Annotated in this window: 18 protein-coding genes; 11 read left to right on the forward strand and 7 right to left on the reverse strand. The window is 67.9% G+C overall.

Annotated elements, in window-relative coordinates; all coding sequences use genetic code 11:
* Positions 1-196: 196 nt before the first annotated feature.
* From AC6LJ5_RS07585 to AC6LJ5_RS07600, 4 genes are read left to right on the forward strand one after another with little or no spacing between them, the layout of a single operon-like run.
* The gene (locus AC6LJ5_RS07585) at positions 197-511 is read left to right on the forward strand and encodes a non-heme iron oxygenase ferredoxin subunit (RefSeq protein ID WP_103274976.1); all 315 of its coding nucleotides are present in this window, start codon (positions 197-199) and stop codon (positions 509-511) included.
* 2 nt (positions 512-513) lie between these two features.
* Positions 514-1,812 carry an NAD(P)/FAD-dependent oxidoreductase gene (locus AC6LJ5_RS07590; protein ID WP_498140177.1) on the forward strand — a complete coding sequence of 433 codons (1,299 nt, stop codon included), beginning with the start codon at positions 514-516 and terminating at the stop codon, positions 1,810-1,812.
* 35 nt (positions 1,813-1,847) lie between these two features.
* Complete coding sequence (locus AC6LJ5_RS07595) at positions 1,848-3,137, forward strand: aromatic ring-hydroxylating dioxygenase subunit alpha (protein ID WP_498140178.1); 1,290 nt, start codon at positions 1,848-1,850, stop codon at positions 3,135-3,137.
* A 17-nt stretch (positions 3,138-3,154) separates the two neighbouring features.
* The gene (locus tag AC6LJ5_RS07600) at positions 3,155-3,673 is read left to right on the forward strand and encodes an aromatic-ring-hydroxylating dioxygenase subunit beta (RefSeq protein ID WP_103274979.1); all 519 of its coding nucleotides are present in this window, start codon (positions 3,155-3,157) and stop codon (positions 3,671-3,673) included.
* Positions 3,674-3,744: 71 nt separating this feature from the next.
* Here AC6LJ5_RS07600 and AC6LJ5_RS07605 read toward each other — a convergent pair whose 3' ends face one another.
* From AC6LJ5_RS07605 to AC6LJ5_RS07625, 5 genes are all read right to left on the reverse strand, one after another.
* Entirely contained in the window at positions 3,745-4,365 is a 621-nt protein-coding gene (locus tag AC6LJ5_RS07605; RefSeq protein WP_103274980.1) for an N-carbamoylsarcosine amidohydrolase, read from the reverse strand.
* 39 nt (positions 4,366-4,404) lie between these two features.
* A complete protein-coding gene (locus AC6LJ5_RS07610; RefSeq protein WP_498140179.1) occupies positions 4,405-5,454 on the reverse strand; it encodes a 2,5-dihydroxypyridine 5,6-dioxygenase NicX family protein in 1,050 nt (349 codons plus the stop codon).
* Between the two features lie 29 nt (positions 5,455-5,483).
* On the reverse strand, positions 5,484-6,308 hold the full coding sequence (locus tag AC6LJ5_RS07615; protein ID WP_103274982.1) for an alpha/beta fold hydrolase: 825 nt from the start codon (positions 6,306-6,308) through the stop codon (positions 5,484-5,486).
* Positions 6,309-6,328: 20 nt separating this feature from the next.
* Positions 6,329-7,291 (reverse strand): amidohydrolase family protein, encoded by a 963-nt coding sequence (locus AC6LJ5_RS07620; RefSeq protein WP_498140180.1) that lies wholly within the window; start codon positions 7,289-7,291, stop codon positions 6,329-6,331.
* Positions 7,292-7,540: 249 nt separating this feature from the next.
* Complete coding sequence (locus AC6LJ5_RS07625) at positions 7,541-8,167, reverse strand: nucleotidyltransferase family protein (RefSeq protein ID WP_498140181.1); 627 nt, start codon at positions 8,165-8,167, stop codon at positions 7,541-7,543.
* Positions 8,168-8,228: 61 nt separating this feature from the next.
* On the opposite strand from AC6LJ5_RS07625, the gene AC6LJ5_RS07630 reads away from it, so the two are divergent.
* Entirely contained in the window at positions 8,229-9,218 is a 990-nt protein-coding gene (locus tag AC6LJ5_RS07630; protein ID WP_103274984.1) for an XdhC family protein, read from the forward strand.
* A 36-nt stretch (positions 9,219-9,254) separates the two neighbouring features.
* Here AC6LJ5_RS07630 and AC6LJ5_RS07635 read toward each other — a convergent pair whose 3' ends face one another.
* Positions 9,255-9,722, reverse strand: coding sequence for a MarR family winged helix-turn-helix transcriptional regulator (locus tag AC6LJ5_RS07635; RefSeq protein WP_369869794.1), 468 nt, complete (start codon positions 9,720-9,722; stop codon positions 9,255-9,257).
* A 187-nt stretch (positions 9,723-9,909) separates the two neighbouring features.
* Complete coding sequence (locus AC6LJ5_RS07640; RefSeq protein WP_498140182.1) at positions 9,910-10,818, reverse strand: LysR family transcriptional regulator; 909 nt, start codon at positions 10,816-10,818, stop codon at positions 9,910-9,912.
* Between the two features lie 140 nt (positions 10,819-10,958).
* On the opposite strand from AC6LJ5_RS07640, the gene AC6LJ5_RS07645 reads away from it, so the two are divergent.
* The 6 genes from AC6LJ5_RS07645 to AC6LJ5_RS07670 all read left to right on the forward strand — a co-directional run bounded on the left by AC6LJ5_RS07645 (position 10,959) and on the right by AC6LJ5_RS07670 (position 16,385).
* A complete protein-coding gene (locus AC6LJ5_RS07645; RefSeq protein WP_498140183.1) occupies positions 10,959-11,921 on the forward strand; it encodes a 3-hydroxyacyl-CoA dehydrogenase family protein in 963 nt (320 codons plus the stop codon).
* Positions 11,918-12,787, forward strand: a complete 870-nt coding sequence (locus AC6LJ5_RS07650) for a beta-keto acid cleavage family enzyme (protein ID WP_392409446.1) — start codon at positions 11,918-11,920, stop codon at positions 12,785-12,787. The genes AC6LJ5_RS07645 and AC6LJ5_RS07650 overlap by 4 nt, the downstream gene beginning before the upstream one ends.
* Positions 12,788-12,906: 119 nt before the next feature.
* Positions 12,907-13,080, forward strand: coding sequence for a periplasmic nitrate reductase, NapE protein (gene napE / locus AC6LJ5_RS07655; protein WP_369869695.1), 174 nt, complete (start codon positions 12,907-12,909; stop codon positions 13,078-13,080).
* Positions 13,080-13,409 carry a chaperone NapD gene (locus tag AC6LJ5_RS07660; RefSeq protein ID WP_103274989.1) on the forward strand — a complete coding sequence of 110 codons (330 nt, stop codon included), beginning with the start codon at positions 13,080-13,082 and terminating at the stop codon, positions 13,407-13,409. Before napE ends, AC6LJ5_RS07660 begins: the two co-directional genes overlap by 1 nt.
* Positions 13,393-15,888 (forward strand): periplasmic nitrate reductase subunit alpha, encoded by a 2,496-nt coding sequence (gene napA, locus AC6LJ5_RS07665; RefSeq protein WP_103274990.1) that lies wholly within the window; start codon positions 13,393-13,395, stop codon positions 15,886-15,888. The genes AC6LJ5_RS07660 and napA overlap by 17 nt, the downstream gene beginning before the upstream one ends.
* A gap of 20 nt (positions 15,889-15,908) precedes the next feature.
* Positions 15,909-16,385 carry a nitrate reductase cytochrome c-type subunit gene (locus AC6LJ5_RS07670; RefSeq protein WP_498140184.1) on the forward strand — a complete coding sequence of 159 codons (477 nt, stop codon included), beginning with the start codon at positions 15,909-15,911 and terminating at the stop codon, positions 16,383-16,385.
* Positions 16,386-16,390 lie beyond the last annotated feature (5 nt).

Raw genomic sequence — 16,390 nt, forward strand, 5'->3', positions numbered from 1 at the left:
GCGTCTTCCAGGCAATTTGCGGGTACTCCTTTCATATAGCGGGCACCCAAAGACGCAGGCGGCAAGCCACCACCACAACGCTCCCGCGACGCCGTACCGCTGCTGCCTGAAAGTCGGGGAAATCCCTAGCTCCTGGCTTGATTTTTTAACCAGTACACTGACGACAATTACTCAGCATACTGACTAGCGAGTTGATATGAACTGGATCCGCATCGCCTCCACCGACCAACTGACCGACGACGACGAGGTGATCCCCGTCGCGGCCGGCGACAAGCAGCTTGCGCTGTATCGCAGCGAGGGCGAGTTCTATGCCTCCGACAACGTCTGTACGCACGCCTACGCGCTGCTGTCCGACGGCTACCTCGAAGACGGCTGCATCGAATGCCCGCTGCACCAGGCCCGCTTCGACATCCGCACCGGCAAGGCCATGTGCGCGCCCGCCACCACCGGCATCCGCGTCTACCCCGTCAAGGTCGAAGGCCAGGACATCTACGCCGATCTGCAGGGCTGACCATGGCCGACGCGGATACGATCCTCATCATCGGCGCCGGCCAGGCCGGCGCGGTGGCGGCGGCGACGCTGCGCGAGCTGGGCCACGAAGGCGCCATCACGCTGGTCGGCCAGGAAGCGCACGCGCCCTATGAACGCCCGCCGCTGTCCAAGGATGCGCTGCAGACGGCCAACGCAAGCGGCCGGACCCCGGTGCATCCCGACGACTTCTACGAACGCCAGCGCATCACGCTGCTGACCGGCACCGAGGTCGTGCGCATCGACGCCGGCCGCCGCATTGCCCGACTGGCCGACGGCCGCGATCTGCCCTACAGCCGCTGCCTGCTGGCGACCGGCGGGCGGGCGCGCGAACTGCCCGGCCTGCCGCGCGGCACGCCCGGCGTGCATTACATCCGCACGCTGGACGACGCCGCCGCGCTGCGCGCGGGCCTCGCGCCCCAGACACGCGTCGCCGTCATCGGCGGCGGCTTCCTGGGCCTGGAAGTGGCGTCCACCGCGCGTGCGCTGGGGGCCGAAGTCACCGTCCTGGAAAGCGCGCCGCGCCTGCTGGAGCGCGTGCTGCCCGAGGCATTGTCGGACTGGCTGGCCGAACGCGCCCGCCACGCCGGCGTGGACCTGCGCCTGGGCGCGCGCATTGCCGGCTGCGACCGCCAGCCGCAAGCGGACGCCGCCGTCCGGCGCCAGGCGCGCTTTCTCATCACCTTGCAGGATGCCGCCACCGTGGCGGCCGACATCGTGGTGGTGGCCATCGGCCTGACGCCCGAGGTATCGCTGGCAGTCCAGGCCGGCCTGGCGCTGGACCCCGCCAACGGCGGCATCGCGGTGAATGCCGCCTGCCGCAGCAGCGATCCCCATCTGTACGCCGCCGGCGATTGCGCCAGCCAGCATCGCTCCCGCCTCGGCATGGCGCTGCGGCTGGAATCCTGGCAGAACGCCAATGAACAGGCGCGCGCCGCCGCCGCGGGCATGCTGGGCCAGCCCGCTCCCGCCGAACCCTATCCCTGGTTCTGGACGGATCAGTATGGCTGCAACGTGCAGATGCTGGGCCTGCCCCAGCCCGGCCTGGTCTATGCCTGCCGCGGCGTGCCGCAAGCGCGGGCCGAAACGCCTCGATTCATCTGGCTCGGCCACCGCGACGGCGTGCCGGTGCACGCCATCGCCATCAACGCCGGCGGCGACCTGCGCCAGCTGCGCGTGCTGTTCGAGCAAGCCATCGCCATCGACCCGCAGCGCTATGCCGACGAAACCGTGGCGCTCAAGCCGCTGGTGAAGGCATGCCAGCAGCGCGCCGCCACGACCTGAAACCGATTGCCGCCCCGTATCGACAGGAGCTAGTCATGTATCAATCACAAACCGTCATCGGCCTCACGATGGCGTCCAAGAACACCGCGCTGGCCGACTGTGTCTGGCCGCAGGACGCGCTGCATTACATCCCGGACTGGGTCTACACCAGCCGCGCCGTCTATGACCAGGAAATCGAGAAGATATTCCACGGCAAGACCTGGAACTACGTGGCCCTGGAAGCCGAGCTGCCCAACCCGGGCGACTACAAGCGGTCCTATGTCGGACCGACCCCGGTGGTGGTCTCGCGCGCCGAAGACGGCTCGGTCAATGTCTTCGAGAACCGCTGCGCCCACCGTGGCGCGGAGTTCTGCCGCAACAGCCAGGGCAACGCCAAGGAATTCGTCTGCCCCTACCACCAGTGGTCCTACGACCTGAAAGGCAATCTGCAAGGCATCCCGTTCAAGCGCGGCGTGAACCGCGAGGGCGGCATGCCCAAGGACTTCAAGAACGAGGAACACGGCCTGCGCAAGTTACGCGTCGCCACCCGCAACGGCGTGATCTTCGCGTCCTACAGCGACGAGGTCGAGGCCCTGGAGGAATACCTGACGCCCACTATTCTGGCCGATTTCGACACCGTCTTCCCCGGCAAGAAGCTCAAGATCCACGGCTACTACCGCAATGAGCTGCCCTGCAACTGGAAGATGTATCACGAGAACCTGAAGGATCCCTACCACGCCACCTTGCTGCATTCGTTCCTGGTGGTGTTCGGCCTGCTGGTGGCGGGCAACAAGTCCGCCATGCTGGTCGACACGGTGCATGGCCGCCACGGCACCATGGCCTCGGCCAAGAGCGAGGACAAATACGCCAGCGTCAGCGAAGAGAACAAGAAGGAAATGCGCTCGTTCCATGATGGCCTGCATCTGCAGGACGACCGCTTCCTCGAATTCGTCAAGGAGTTCGATTCGCCCTGGTCCGTCACCATGCAGACCATCTGGCCCAACCTGATCGTGCAACGCGAGATGAACACGCTGGGCGTGCGCCAGATCGTGCCCAACGGGCCCGACAGCATGATCATGCAATGGACCATGTTCGGCTACGAGGACGACACGCCCGAGATGGAACGCCATCGCCTGCGCCAGGGCAACCTGATGGGCCCGGCGGGATTCCTCGGCCTGGAGGACAACGAGGCCATGAAGTTCGTGCAGGAAGGCGTGCGCCGCGCCAGCACCGACGTCAACGTGCTCAAGCTGGAATCCGGCAAGCAGGGCACGTCCAACACGCTGATCTCGGAAGCCGCCATCCGCTCCATGTACAGCTACTACCGCGGCGTGATGGGCTTCTGAGGCAGGAACACCAAGACATGAGAACCCGATTCGAATTTTCCCCCCGACAGATCGATCCCGCCCGCGCCATCGCGTTGCGTCTGGAGATCGAGGAATTCCACGCCGACTACTGCGCCGCCCTGGACGCGGGCCAGGTCGAATCCTGGCCGGATTTCTTCACCGAGGACGGTCTGTACCGCGTCACCGCGCGCGAGAACGCCGACCTGGGCTTGCCGGTCGGCCTGGTCTATTCCGAGGGCCGCGCCATGATGCATGACCGGGCCGTGGCCATTTCCCGCACCCAGATGTTCGCCCCGCGCTACATGCTGCACATGGTCAGCAATACCCGCGTCATCAGCGAATCCGCCGACGGCGAGATCCAGGCGCAGGCCGCGTTCCTGCTGATGCAGACGCTGGTGGAAGGCCCCACCACGCTGCACCTGGCCGGCGCCTACTACGACCGCTACACCCGGCAGGACGGCGTGCTCAAGCTGAAGGAACGCCAGGTGGTGTATGACACCACCATCCTCGCCAACGACCTGGTCTATCCCGTCTAGGCCCGTCCCGCCCCGGCAAGTAAAAAGGATTGCGCCTCGCGGCGCAACCCTTTTTTCTCACCGCGAACCGACTAGGCCCGCGTCGCCCGCAAGGCTTCGTCCCGCGTCAGCACGGTGGCGTACTTCTGCCGCATGTCGAAGAGATTGGCCTCGTGCGGGCCGATGGCGCGGTCGCCCACGCAGTCCGACACCACCAGCGGGCGAAAGCCGTACTGCATGGCGTCCACCACGCTGGCCCGCACGCAGCCGCTGGTGACCGCGCCGGCGACCAGCAGCGTCTGCACCCCGCGCTGTGACAGCCAGGCGGCCAGGCTGGTGCCGAAGAACGCGGAAGGCACCGTCTTGCGCACCACCAGCTCCCCGGAAGCGGGCGCGAGCTGCGGCACGATGGCGCTGTTGTGGTCCGCTTCCTTCAAGGTCAGCATGCCCGGCACCTTGAGCGTGAAGATGTTGTGGTCTGCGTCGTCGTCGGCGAACACGATGCGGCTGTGGGCCACCGGCCAGCCCTGCTGGCGCGCGTGCGCCAGCAGGCCCACCGTCCGCGCGATGGCCTCGGGGATATTGCCGCCGCCGAACACCGCCGGATCGGCGAAGCCATTGACCAGATCCACGATCAGCAGACCGTATGGCGCCTTGGGCGCCATGGCCGCGCCGAAGCCTTGCCGTTCATAGGCGGAGATATCGTCATTCATGTGCGGAATTCCTGTAGCGGTCATGGATTGAGCCCTGGACTAGTCCCTCGGGCCGGCGCCATCCAGCACCCGGCCCTGGCGCACCACGTCCTCTCCGTCCAGCCGCACGGTGCAGCCGCGCAGCGGGATGTCGATGTGGCAGGTGGTGCAGCGGCTGCCGCCGGCTTCGTTGTTCGGTCCCAGCGAGAACAGGAAATTGCCCTCGTAGGCCCGCGCGTCCATGCCGATGGTGGCTTCGCGGTCGTACAGGCCCAGCGTGGTCCAGTGCGCGCGCGGCTGCAGACCCCAGCCGATGTGCGAAATCGCGTAGGCTTCCGGATCCTTGAACGACGCCACGTACTCGCGCAGCAGTTCCGCGTCCACGCCGCCGTCGATGCGCGTGGCGTAGCCGTTCTCGACGGTCAGCTCGATGGCCGAGCGCACATAGAGTTTCTGCGGCAGCAGGATGTCGCCCACATCGATCACGATCTTGCCCCGCGCGCCACCCTCGTTCGGCCAGGTCAGCACGAAGCCGCTGGGCCAGTGGTCCCAGCGCCCGGGTTCATCGACGAAACCGTATTCGCTGATGGCCGGGAATTCGCCCAGCGGGCAACGCAGGTCCGTGCCCGCCTCCGAGACGACGCTCATCTCGCGCGCGGCGCCGATGCGCGCGGCGGCCGCCTTGACCCGGGCGCGGTCGGCCTCGGTCGGCACCAGCCGCGCCAGCACCTCCGGCGGCTCCACCGCCAGCAGGATCTTGGTTCCCGAGGCCAGGATCTCGTGCTGTTCCGGCGAGAACAGCAACGTCATCAGGTCCAGCACCAGATCGCTTTCCTTCAAGGCCGCGATCGCGGCCTTGTTGCCGGTCAGCGGAGTCGTGCCCAGATAGGCCAGCGCGTCCCGGCTCAACGCGCGCTCGCCATTGACGGGCGGCAGGTCCAGCCGGTTGACCACGGCGCCCATGGCCTGCGTCGCGATCAGCGCCGTGGCCAGCGTTTGCGGATGGGTGGCCGCGCTGGTCAGCACCGTGACCGTCTGCCCCGCCTGCAGCCTGGACAGGGTCAGCACCTGCTGCCAGGCCTTCACCATTTCATAGTCGCTGATAGGCATGATGCCCTCCTTGCTTGACGATCTGCGTCTCAGGCGCGCGCCAGCGGCGCGCCCAGGAAGTCGCCGAAGGCCGCGTAGAAGCCTTCCTCGTTGTCCCACGGAATCATGTGGCCGGCGGCGGGCACCCGGTGATGCCGAGTGCCTGGCGCCAGCCGCTGGATCTCTTCCACGTCGGCGTCCAGCACCACGTCGCCGCGTTCCGCCGTGATCAGCAGGACCGCCGCGTCCAGCAGTGGCAGGTCCGCATGGATGTCGTCGTTATGGAAGTCATCGAAGCTCTGGATGACGGCGCGCTCGTCGCAGGTATGCAGCCACTCGGCGCGCAGCTGGCGCTGCGCATCGGTCCAGCTGGGGCAGAACGCGCGCATGGCTTCGGCGTCCATGCCCTGGCGCGCCTGCGCCATGGAGTCCACGTACCAGGGCAGCTTGGCCGGATACGGCCGGCGGCCGGGGCCCGACACCGGCGGGTCGGCCAGGACGAGGCGCCGCAGGCCGGCCGGCTTGCTCCGCCCGGCGCGCACGCCGATGCGGCCGCCCATGGAATGGCCGACCACGCTGTATTGCTCCAGGCCCAGCGTCTGCGCGAACGCCAGCACGTCGGCGGCCTGCGCGTCCAGGCCATAGTTCAGCGCCGCGCCGGCCTCGGACAAGCCCCGGCCGCGCACATCCAGGATGTAGGTATCGAAGGACTCGCCGAAGCGCTCGCCCACGAAGCCCCAGGTGATCGCCGGACTGGTGATGCCCGGCACGATGATGACCGGATCGCGCCCCGCGCCGCGCGCGCCGCCGTAGCGCAGATAGTGCTGGCGGATGCCGTTGGCGTGGACATTGCCGCCGTACAGGAAATTGCTCATGTCAGTCTCGCACGCTGGATTCAGAGTTTGAACAGGCGCCGCGCGTTGCCGTGGCAGATCAGTGCGCGGGTCGCCTCATCCATCGGCGTCTGCTCGATGAACTCGACGGCGAGCGCGGTCGACTCGTAGGGATAGTCCACCGAGAACATCACCGCCTCGCGCCCCATTTCGGCGATGGCGGCGGTCAAGGTCGGCGGCGAACAGACGCCCGACGTGGTGATGACGATGTTGCTGCCCAGGTAGGCCGAGGGCGCGCGCTCCAGCTTGATGCCGTGCGAGTACACCGCGAAACGGCTGTCGAAGCGCCAGCGCAGGAATGGCAGGCCCTCGCCCATGTGCCCGAGTATCAGCTTGACGCCGGGATAGCGGTCGAACACGCCGCCGAACAGCAGGCGCAGCGCGTGGGTGGCGGTCTCGACGCCCCAGCCCCAGCACGCGCCGACCAGCTCAGGGTGGCCGGAGTACGCCTGCGGAACCACATGGGGATCGGACGGATGCAGGTAAACGGGCACATCCAGCTCCTGCACCTTTTCCCAGAACGTGTCATAGGCGCGCCCGTCGTAGTACACGCCGTTGGTGTGGCCGTTGATCAGCGCGCCCTTGAAGCCCAGCTGCCTGACGCAGCGTTCCAGTTCGGCGGCGGCGACCCGGGGATCGTGCATGGGTATGGTGGCGAAGGCGCCATAGCGCGTCGGGTGGCGGGCCACCTGCTGGACCAGGAAATCGTTGTTCTCGCGGGCGCGGCGCAACGCCACGGCGGCGTCGGGCTCGGCCTGCACGCCCGGCCCGGTCTGCGACAGGATGACGTAGTCGATGCCGCCCCGGTCCATCTCGCCCAGCCGGACTTCGTCGAAGTCCACCAGCCGCGCGGCCAGGTCGGCCAGCACCGTTGGATCGATGTGCTGCGCGAAGCTCTTTGAATAGTCTTTGAATCCGACCGCGGTGTAGTGTTCCTCGAACGCGATCTTGCGTACTTTGCTCATTCCCCTGCTCCCAGTTTGGTGGCCCGGGTCCTGCCCGGCCACGGCGCGTCAGCATTATTTATCAGCACACTGACTATTAATCCGGAAAAACCGGAATCACGCGCAACTGCCTTCTCATAGGGAAAAGCGCCGCGACGGCTTCCGGATTTAGGTCAGTATACTGATTTTATAGTCAGCGTACTGACAAATAGGGGAAATCCCGGAGCCCGAAAAAATGGCCGCCACGGCGGCCTCGCGGGCGGGCGGCGCTCAGCCTGCCCTGTCCAGGTCGGCGGGCGTGTCGATATCGAGCAACACGCCTGGATCCTCCACCTCGACCAGGCGCAGACCCGGTTGTCCGAGCAATCGCCGCGCGCCCTCGTCCGCGCTCAACAGCGCCAGCCGAGGCAGCAGGTCCGCGCGGAATCCCACGGGATGGCCGCGCTGTCCCCGATGCGACGGCGCCGCCATCGGCGCATGTTGCAGCGCATCCAGCACGCCCGCCATGCTGGCGTGGCGAATCCAGGGCATGTCCGCCAGCGCCACCAGCACCGCGCGCGGCGTGCCGGGCAGGGCCAGCAAATGCCGCGCCGCCGTCGCCAGGCTGGTCCCCATGCCCTCGCCCGCCGGATCCGCCTCGATCACCCGGCAATCTTCCGCCCGTAGCAGCGCCGCCAGCGCCGCGTTGCCCGGGCGCACCACGGCGACGACGCTGTCCACGGCCGCCCGAAGCCGGCGCGCGCTGGCCACGGCCACGCACGGGCCCTGTGGCAAGGATGCCAGCAGCTTGTCGGCGCCCGGCCGCTGCGCGGCGTAGCGCGAGCCCTGCCCCGCCGCCAGCAGGATGCCGGCACTTGGGGACGCCAGGTAGGGGTAGACACTAGGGACATTCGACATGATCATCAGTATAGTGAATATAAGCCGGGGCAGCGCCACGGCCCTTGCCTGCGAGAAGCCGATGAACGCTCTGGATCTGGACGTATTGCAACATGCCCGCGACTGGGTGGCCGCTGGCCGCCGCGCGCACCTGGTGACGGTAGTGCAGACCTGGGGCTCGGCGCCCCGCCAGGCGGGCGCCATGCTGGCCTTGCGCGACGACGGCCGCATGGTCGGCTCGGTGTCCGGCGGCTGTATCGAGGACGACCTGATGCGCCGCGCTCGCGAAGGCGCGCTCGCGGACGCCCCCGCCCGCCTGACCTACGGCGTCACCCGCGACGAGGCCGCGCGCTTCGGCCTGCCTTGCGGCGGCACGCTGCGCCTGATCAGCGAACCGCTGCGCGATACGCAATGGCTGGATCTCGTGCTGGAATCGATTCGCGGCCATCGCCTGATCCAGCGCACGGTGGACCTGCACGATGGCGCCAGCTCGGTGTCGCCCGCCGGTCCGGCCGACGGCCCGGATTTCGACGGACGCATCTTTCGCAGCGTGTACGGGCCGCGCTGGCGGCTGCTGATCATCGGCGCCAACCAGACCGCCCAGGTGCTCGCCAGCGTGGCCGCCACGCTCGATTTCCACGTCACGGTATGCGACCCGCGCGAGGAGTTCCACGGCGACTGGAACTCGTCCCAGGCGACCCTGCTCACCCGCATGCCCGACGACGCGGTGCTGGAGATCGGCACGGACGAACGCACCGCCATCGTGGCCGTCACCCATGACCCCAAGCTCGACGACATGGCCCTGCTGGAAGCGCTGAAATCCCCCGCGTTCTACGTGGGCGCGCTGGGGTCGCGCGCCAACCAGCAAAAGCGCCGCGAGCGGCTGCGGCTGTTCGACCTGGACGAGAGCCAGATCGAACGCCTGCATGGCCCGGTGGGCCTGCGCATCGCGAGCAAGACGCCGGCCGAGATCGCGGTGGCGATCGCCGCCGAACTGATCTGGGTCCGCAACACGCTGGGCGGCGCCGAAGCCGCCTACAAGCCCTCGCAAGCCAGCGCGCGCCAGGGCTGAGCAGGGCTGCCGGCCCCTGCCCCGCGCGGGCCCGGCCTACATGGGCTTGAGCGTGGTGCGGCTGTACTGATTGTTGGCCTCCACCAGGGTGGACAGCAGCTTCATGAAGATTTCCTGGTTGCGCGTGGACAGCGGCTCCAGCAGGCGCTGCTGGGCGCGCGCCATGCCTTCCTGCAGCAACCCCATGATGCGCAGCCCTTCCTGGGTGATGACCGCCTGGCGCGAACGCTTGTCGTTGGGATTGGTGCGCCGCTCCACCAGGCCGCGTTCCTGCAGGCGCTTGACCACGTCAGCCGTGGTGGTGCGGTCCAGTCCCAGCTCCATGCCGATGGCGGTCTGGTCCAGCCAGGGGCTGAGCGACAGCGCGGTCAGCACGCCGTATTGCACCGGCGTCACGTTCTGCGTCTTGCATTCCTCGTAGAACATGGCGTAGTGGATCTGGTTCAGGCGTCGCACCAGATAGCCGGGGCGCGACCACAGCACCTGTTTGGCCGGATCGAAAATCTTGCTGTCTGTCTTCTGAGTTGCGACGCGCTTCTGGGACGTCGTCTTTTTCTGTACATCCGGCACGTTGAGGCAGCTCCAATTTAGTTAGTGCACTGAGGATAATACCACCGGCCATCGCCTGTCGAGCGCCGCGAGCCGGACGCTTGTGCCAGATCAACGCCTGCCCGCGCAGGGCAAGAGAAGCCTAGCGCGCCTGCTTCGCCAGATATTCCTTCAGGACCTGCACCAGCGCCATCGCCGCCGGCGACAGGCTGCGGCTGCGCGAGGTGACCAGCCCGATCGAGCGCTCGGCCACCGGCCCGATCAGCGGACGCTGCACGATGCCGTTCTGCGCCACCGCGCCGGCCGCGATCTCGGGCAACGCCGCCACGCCGAAACCGCACTCCACCATGGAAACGATGGTGGTCAGGTGCTCGGCCTCGAAAGCTGGCGTGAAGCGGATGCGGTTCTGCAGGAAAGCCCATTCGGTGTACTGGCGCACGCTGCTCGGATGCACCATGGACACGTGCTCGGCGCCGGCCGTGTCGGCCCAGCGCAGCGGGCCGCGCGCCTTGGCCAGCGGATGCGCCTCGGGGATCAGCAGCAGGAAGCTGTCGGACATCAGCGGCACGTAGTGCAGGTCGGCCTGCTGCGGGTCGGCCGCCGTCAGCGCGAAGTCCACCTCGCCGGCGCGCACCAGGTCAAAGGCCGGGCCGGACAGCGTGTCGCGCACTTTCAACGCCACCTGCGGATGGGCCTGGCGATACGCCATCAGCACGCGCGGCAGCAGGCGCGCGGCCAGCGACGGCAGCGCCGCCACCGACACCTGCCCCTGCTCCACGCTGGCGATGCCGCTGACGGCGGCGATGGCGTCGCGGAACGCCGCCTGCAGCGAGGCGGCCTGCTGCATGAAGACCTCGCCCGCCGCCGTCAGGCGCACGGTGCGCGTGGTGCGGTCGAACAGGCGCACGCCCAGCGCGTCCTCGATGCGCTGCACCTGGGTCGACAGCGCCGACTGCGACAGGTGCAGCTGCGCTGCCGCCTGCCGGAAGTTCAGCGTGCGCCCCAGCACCAGCGTGGTGTCGATGTCGCGCATCGACAGGTTGATCTGCATGTCCGCCCTCGCCCAGCCCATTGATCGAATATAAAGATCATTCTATCCAAAAAATCTGATTCATCAATCAAACAAGCTTCTCTACACTCGGCCCCCATCGCAGTGGCGCAAACGGCGCCAGGACAGACCAGGAGCAAACCATGCAGACAGACGCCAAGGCGCTGCCCAATCCGGGCGCGGCGCATGCGGTGGTGGTGGGCGGCGGCACCATGGGGGCCGACGTGGCCGTGGTGCTGACACGCGCGTCGTGCCGCACGACAGTGATCGAATCCAACCCGGACCGCGCCGCCGCGCTGCCGCAACGGGTCGGCGAGAACCTGGCCCAGATCGGCCGCGAGGCCAACCTGCCGCGCCTGGCCGTGGCGGCCAGCCTGGACCAGGTGGACTGGGCCAGCGTCGACCTGGTGATCGAGTGCATCCCCGAACGGCTCGACATCAAGCAGGCCCTGTTCGCCGACCTGGCGCGCCGCGCGCGCCCCGACGCCATCCTGGCCAGCAACAGCTCCAGCTTCCCGATCAGTGCCATCGGCCAGGGACTGGACACGCGCGAGCGCATGCTGGGCCTGCACTTCTTCATGCCGGCGCACCTGGTGCCGCTGGTGGAAGTGGTGATGGCCGACACCAGCGACGAAGCCCGCGCCGACGCGCTGATCGCCTTCATGAAGCGCTGCGGCAGCGTGCCGGTGAAGGTGCGGCAGGACCTGCCGGGCTTCCTGGCCAACCGCCTGCAGCACGCGCTGTCGCGCGAGGCCTTCGACCTGATCGATCGCGGCATCGCCTCGCCCGAGGACGTGGACGCGGCGGTGCGCTTCGGCTTCGGCTTCCGCTTCCTGGCGGCCGGCCCGGTCATGCAGCGCGACCATGCCGGTATCGAAGTGCACGCGGCCGCCGGCGCCACCATGTACCCCACGTTCTGCAACGCGGACCGCCCCGCGCGCTGCCTGGCCGAGCGCGCCGCCGATGGCCGCCACGGCATGAAGACCGGCGAAGGCTTCTACGCCTGGACGCCCGAGACCATCGCCGCCGAGCGCGCGCGCTACGACCGGCTGCTGCGCGCCGGCCTGGACCTGATCGCGCCCGAACTGCCGGAGATCCAGCCATGACCCACGCCGCCGATCCCAGGCCGCAGGCGCCGCGCCTGCCGCTGGCCGAATCCCCCGTCATCATCACCGTGGCGCCCAACGGCGCCTACAAGCAGGCCGCCGACCATCCCGCCGTGCCGCTGACGGCCGAGGCGCTGGGCCGCGAGGCGCGCGCCTGCCTGGACGCCGGCGCGGCCATGATGCACATGCACGTGCGCCGCCCGGACGGACGCCACCTGCTGGACGCCCAGGCCTATCGCGACGCGCTGGCCGCCGTGCGCAAGGCGGTGGGCGACGAGCTGCTGGTGCAGGTGACCAGCGAGGCCGCCGGCGTCTACCGCGCCGCCGAGCAAATGGCGATGGTGCGCGAACTGGCGCCCGAGGCCGTCTCCGTCGGCCTGCGCGAGATCGCCGTGCCCGAGATCCCGGAAAGCGAGCTGGCGGCCTTCCTGGCATGGCTGGCCGAGCGCCGCGTGCTGACCCAGATCATCCTGTACGACGAGGCCGACGTGCGCCGCTGGCAGGCGCTGCGCCAACGCGGACTGGCGCCGGCCGGCGCCTGGTCGGTGCTGTTCGTGCTGGGCCGCTACAGCGCGGGGCAGACCTCGTCCGCCCACGATCTGCTGCCCTTCCTGGCCGCCAGCGACCATGCGCTGCCCTGGGCCGTCTGCGCTTTCGGACCAGAGGAGAACGCCTGCGTCACGACCGCGGCGGCTTTCGGCGGCCACATGCGCGTAGGCTTCGAGAACAACCTGAAGCTGCGCGACGGCGCCATCGCGCCGGACAACGCCGCGCTGGTGCGGCAGGCGGCCGAAGGCGCGCGCGCCCTGGGCCGTCCGCTGGCCAACGCGGCCGACGCGCGCCGGATCTACGGCGCCATCGCCTGATCAAGCGCCGGCGCGGCGAGGCCGGATCGCGGTTTCGCCGTGCCGCAACATTGACGGCCTGAAAGGGCTTCTGCTAAAAACTTCGACATCCGCACGTTCAACGCAATACCCCGACTGCAATGGTGAGGTGGTGTGTGTCAAACGAGTCTGACGGCTATACCAAGCCCCAGGAGTTGCGAAGTTTCCTGTTCCTGACCGCGGTCATGGCGCCCGTCCTGTCGGTGCTGATCGTCGCGGGCTATGGTTTCATCGTCTGGTTCTACCAGCTCTTCGCCGGTCCCCCGGGCAGCTGATGGAGCCTGCCGCCTCCTGTAGCAGGGCCGAACGGCCCGGCTCCCCTTCCCCTGAACTGCATATCGCCAGCCTGGTGGTGCACGCCGCGCCGCGCCGGCTGGACGAGGTGCGCCGCGCGATCCTCGCCCTTCCCGGCGCGGACATCCATGGCGCCTCCGACACCGGCAAGCTGGTGGTCACCCTGGAAGCTCCCTCCACCGACGACATGATGGCGCAGATCTCCACGATCCAGCGCCTGGACGGCGTGCTGGCGTCGGCGCTGGTCTATCAGCACGCCGACACGCTGGACGCGATGAACGAGGAGATCGACGATGGCAATGGCCCGTAGGGATTTCATCAAGCAGTCCGCCGCCGCCGCGGCCGCCACCGTGGCCGGCATTCCCATCGTCGGCTACGCGCAGAACATCGTGACCGAGTCCGAGGCGGCCAAGCTGAAGTGGTCCAAGGCGCCCTGCAGGTTCTGCGGCACCGGCTGCGGGGTCAACGTGGCCGTGAAAGACAACCAGGTCGTGGCCACGCATGGCGATTTCAACGCCGAGGTCAACAAGGGCCTGAACTGCGTCAAGGGCTACTTCCTGTCCAAGATCATGTACGGCAAGGACCGGCTCACCACGCCACTGCTGCGCATGAAGGACGGCAAGTACGCCAAGGACGGCGAATTCGCGCCGGTGTCCTGGGACCAGGCCTTCGACGTGATGGCCGAACAGTTCAAGCGGGTGCTCAAGGACAAGGGCCCGACGGCCGTAGGCATGTTCGGCTCGGGCCAATGGACCATCTGGGAAGGCTACGCCGCGCTCAAGCTGATGAAGGCGGGCTTTCGCTCGAACAACCTGGATCCGAACGCGCGCCACTGCATGGCTTCGGCGGCGGTGGGCTTCATGCGCACCTTCGGCGCCGACGAGCCCATGGGCTGCTATGACGACATCGAGAACGCCGACGCCTTCGTGCTGTGGGGTTCGAACATGGCCGAGATGCATCCCATCCTGTGGACCCGCGTGACCGACCGCCGTCTGTCCGCGCCCGGAACCAAGGTGGCGGTGCTGTCCACGTTCGAGCACCGGTCCTATGAACTGGCGGACCTGACGCTGACGTTCACGCCGCAGACCGACCTGGCGATCCTGAACTACATCGCCAACCACATCATCCAGACCAAGCGGGTCAACCGCGAATTCGTCGACAAGCACACGGTCTTCCGCGAGGGCAACACCGACATCGGCTACGGCCTGCGGCCCGATCATCCGCTGCAGAAGGCGGCCAGGAACGCCGGCGACGCGGGCGGCTCCAAGCCCATCACCTTCGACGACTTCGCCCGCTTCGTCGCCAAGTACGATCTGGAATACACGTCCAAGCTGTCCGGCGTGCCGAAAAAGCAGCTGCAGGACCTGGCCGAGCTATACGCCGATCCCAAGGTGCGCGTGACGTCCTTCTGGACCATGGGCTTCAACCAGCACACCCGTGGCGTGTGGGCCAACAACATGGTCTACAACATCCACCTGCTGACCGGCAAGATCTCCACGCCGGGCAACAGCCCGTTCTCGCTGACGGGCCAGCCCTCGGCCTGCGGCACCGCGCGCGAGGTCGGCACGTTCTCGCATCGCCTGCCGGCCGACCTGGTGGTCACCAACCCCAAGCACCGCGCCCACGCCGAGGAGCTGTGGCAATTGCCCGAGGGCACGATTCCGGACAAGGTGGGCGCGCACGCGGTGCTGCAGAACCGCATGCTCAAGGACGGCCAGATCAACGCCTACTGGGTGATGGTCAACAACAACATCCAGGCCGCCGCCAACCTCATGAACGAAGGCCTGCCCGGCTATCGCAACCCGGACAACTTCATCGTGGTGTCGGACGCGTATCCCACCGTCACCACGCTGTCGGCCGACCTGATCCTGCCCGCCGCCATGTGGGTGGAAAAGGAAGGCGCCTACGGCAACGCCGAGCGCCGCACCCAGTTCTGGCACCAGCTCGTGAATGCACCGGGCGAGGCGCGCTCGGACCTGTGGCAGCTGATGGAGTTCGCCAAGCGCTTCAAGATCGAGGAAGTCTGGCCCGCCGACCTGCTGGCCAGGAAACCCGAGTACCGGGGCAAGACCCTGTTCGACGTGCTCTACGCCAACGGCAAGGTCAACCGTTATCCCAACAGCGAGCGCGACAAGGACTACGCCAACCAGGAGGCCGACGCCTTCGGCTTCTATGCGCAGAAGGGCCTGTTCGAGGAATACGCGGAATTCGGCCGCGGTCATGGCCATGATCTGGCGCCGTTCGACACCTACCACGAGACGCGGGGCCTGCGCTGGCCCGTGGTCAAGGGCAAGGAAACCCTGTGGCGCTACCGCGAAGGCAGCGACCCCTACGTCAAGCCGGGCGCGGGCTTCGAGTTCTACGGCAACCCCGACGGCCGCGCCGTGATCTTTGCGCTGCCCTACGAGCCGCCCCCGGAATCGCCGGACAAGGAATATCCCTTCTGGCTGTCCACCGGACGCGTGCTGGAACACTGGCACTCCGGCTCCATGACGCGGCGCGTGCCCGAGCTTTACCGCGCCTTTCCCAACGCCGTCTGTTTCATGCACCCGGACGACGCGCAGGCCATGGGCCTGCGGCGCGGCGTCGAGGTCGAGATCATCTCGCGCCGGGGCAAAATGCGCACCCGCCTGGAAACCCGCGGACGCGACAAGCCGCCGCGCGGCCTGGTGTTCGTGCCCTGGTTCGACGCCGGCCAGCTCATCAACAAGGTGACGCTGGACGCCACCGACCCGATCTCGTTCCAGACCGACTTCAAGAAGTGCGCGGTCAAGATCGTCAAGGTCTGAGCGGCGAACCGGAGACAGCCATGAACCTACGCGTCCTGCCGCCCGCCCTGTGCCTCGCCCTCGCGTCCGCCGCCTGGGCCGCGCCGCCCGTGGAACTGGAAGACCCCATGCGCGGCCCCACGCCCATCGCCGAGGAAGCCGACCCGCCGCTCATCAGCCCGATCGAGAACAAGGACATCAAGCGGATGCGCACGTATTCGATGCAGCCGCCCACCATCCCGCACAAGATCGACGGCTACCAGATCGACAGGAACTTCAATCGCTGCCTGGCCTGCCACGCGCGCGTGAACACCGAGGAAACGCAGGCCCCGCCGCTGAGCGTCACCCACTACATGGACCGCGACAGCAACGTGCTGGCCGAGGTCTCGCCCCGGCGCTACTTCTGCGTCCAATGCCACGTGCCGCAGGCCGAGGCCAAGCCGCTGGTGTCCAACACCTACGAGGACATCGACGTGATCCTCAAGCGCCTGACCGCGCCGGCCTCGGGCAAGCGCTGACGCCG

The organism is Achromobacter sp. 1011791174, assembly GCF_059760925.1.

Excerpts from the sequence above, each read along its gene's own strand:
- AC6LJ5_RS07585 (WP_103274976.1), top strand. The coding sequence starts at position 197 with ATGAACTGGATCCGCATCGCCTCCACCGACCAACTGACCGACGACGAC.
- AC6LJ5_RS07590 (WP_498140177.1), top strand. The coding sequence starts at position 514 with ATGGCCGACGCGGATACGATCCTCATCATCGGCGCCGGCCAGGCCGGC.
- AC6LJ5_RS07595 (WP_498140178.1), top strand. The coding sequence starts at position 1,848 with ATGTATCAATCACAAACCGTCATCGGCCTCACGATGGCGTCCAAGAAC.
- AC6LJ5_RS07600 (WP_103274979.1), top strand. The coding sequence starts at position 3,155 with ATGAGAACCCGATTCGAATTTTCCCCCCGACAGATCGATCCCGCCCGC.
- AC6LJ5_RS07605 (WP_103274980.1), bottom strand. The coding sequence starts at position 4,365 with ATGAATGACGATATCTCCGCCTATGAACGGCAAGGCTTCGGCGCGGCC.
- AC6LJ5_RS07610 (WP_498140179.1), bottom strand. The coding sequence starts at position 5,454 with ATGCCTATCAGCGACTATGAAATGGTGAAGGCCTGGCAGCAGGTGCTG.
- AC6LJ5_RS07615 (WP_103274982.1), bottom strand. The coding sequence starts at position 6,308 with ATGAGCAATTTCCTGTACGGCGGCAATGTCCACGCCAACGGCATCCGC.
- AC6LJ5_RS07620 (WP_498140180.1), bottom strand. The coding sequence starts at position 7,291 with ATGAGCAAAGTACGCAAGATCGCGTTCGAGGAACACTACACCGCGGTC.
- AC6LJ5_RS07625 (WP_498140181.1), bottom strand. The coding sequence starts at position 8,167 with ATGTCGAATGTCCCTAGTGTCTACCCCTACCTGGCGTCCCCAAGTGCC.
- AC6LJ5_RS07630 (WP_103274984.1), top strand. The coding sequence starts at position 8,229 with ATGAACGCTCTGGATCTGGACGTATTGCAACATGCCCGCGACTGGGTG.
- AC6LJ5_RS07640 (WP_498140182.1), bottom strand. The coding sequence starts at position 10,818 with ATGCAGATCAACCTGTCGATGCGCGACATCGACACCACGCTGGTGCTG.
- AC6LJ5_RS07645 (WP_498140183.1), top strand. The coding sequence starts at position 10,959 with ATGCAGACAGACGCCAAGGCGCTGCCCAATCCGGGCGCGGCGCATGCG.
- AC6LJ5_RS07650 (WP_392409446.1), top strand. The coding sequence starts at position 11,918 with ATGACCCACGCCGCCGATCCCAGGCCGCAGGCGCCGCGCCTGCCGCTG.
- napE (WP_369869695.1), top strand. The coding sequence starts at position 12,907 with ATGGTGAGGTGGTGTGTGTCAAACGAGTCTGACGGCTATACCAAGCCC.
- AC6LJ5_RS07660 (WP_103274989.1), top strand. The coding sequence starts at position 13,080 with ATGGAGCCTGCCGCCTCCTGTAGCAGGGCCGAACGGCCCGGCTCCCCT.
- napA (WP_103274990.1), top strand. The coding sequence starts at position 13,393 with ATGGCAATGGCCCGTAGGGATTTCATCAAGCAGTCCGCCGCCGCCGCG.
- AC6LJ5_RS07670 (WP_498140184.1), top strand. The coding sequence starts at position 15,909 with ATGAACCTACGCGTCCTGCCGCCCGCCCTGTGCCTCGCCCTCGCGTCC.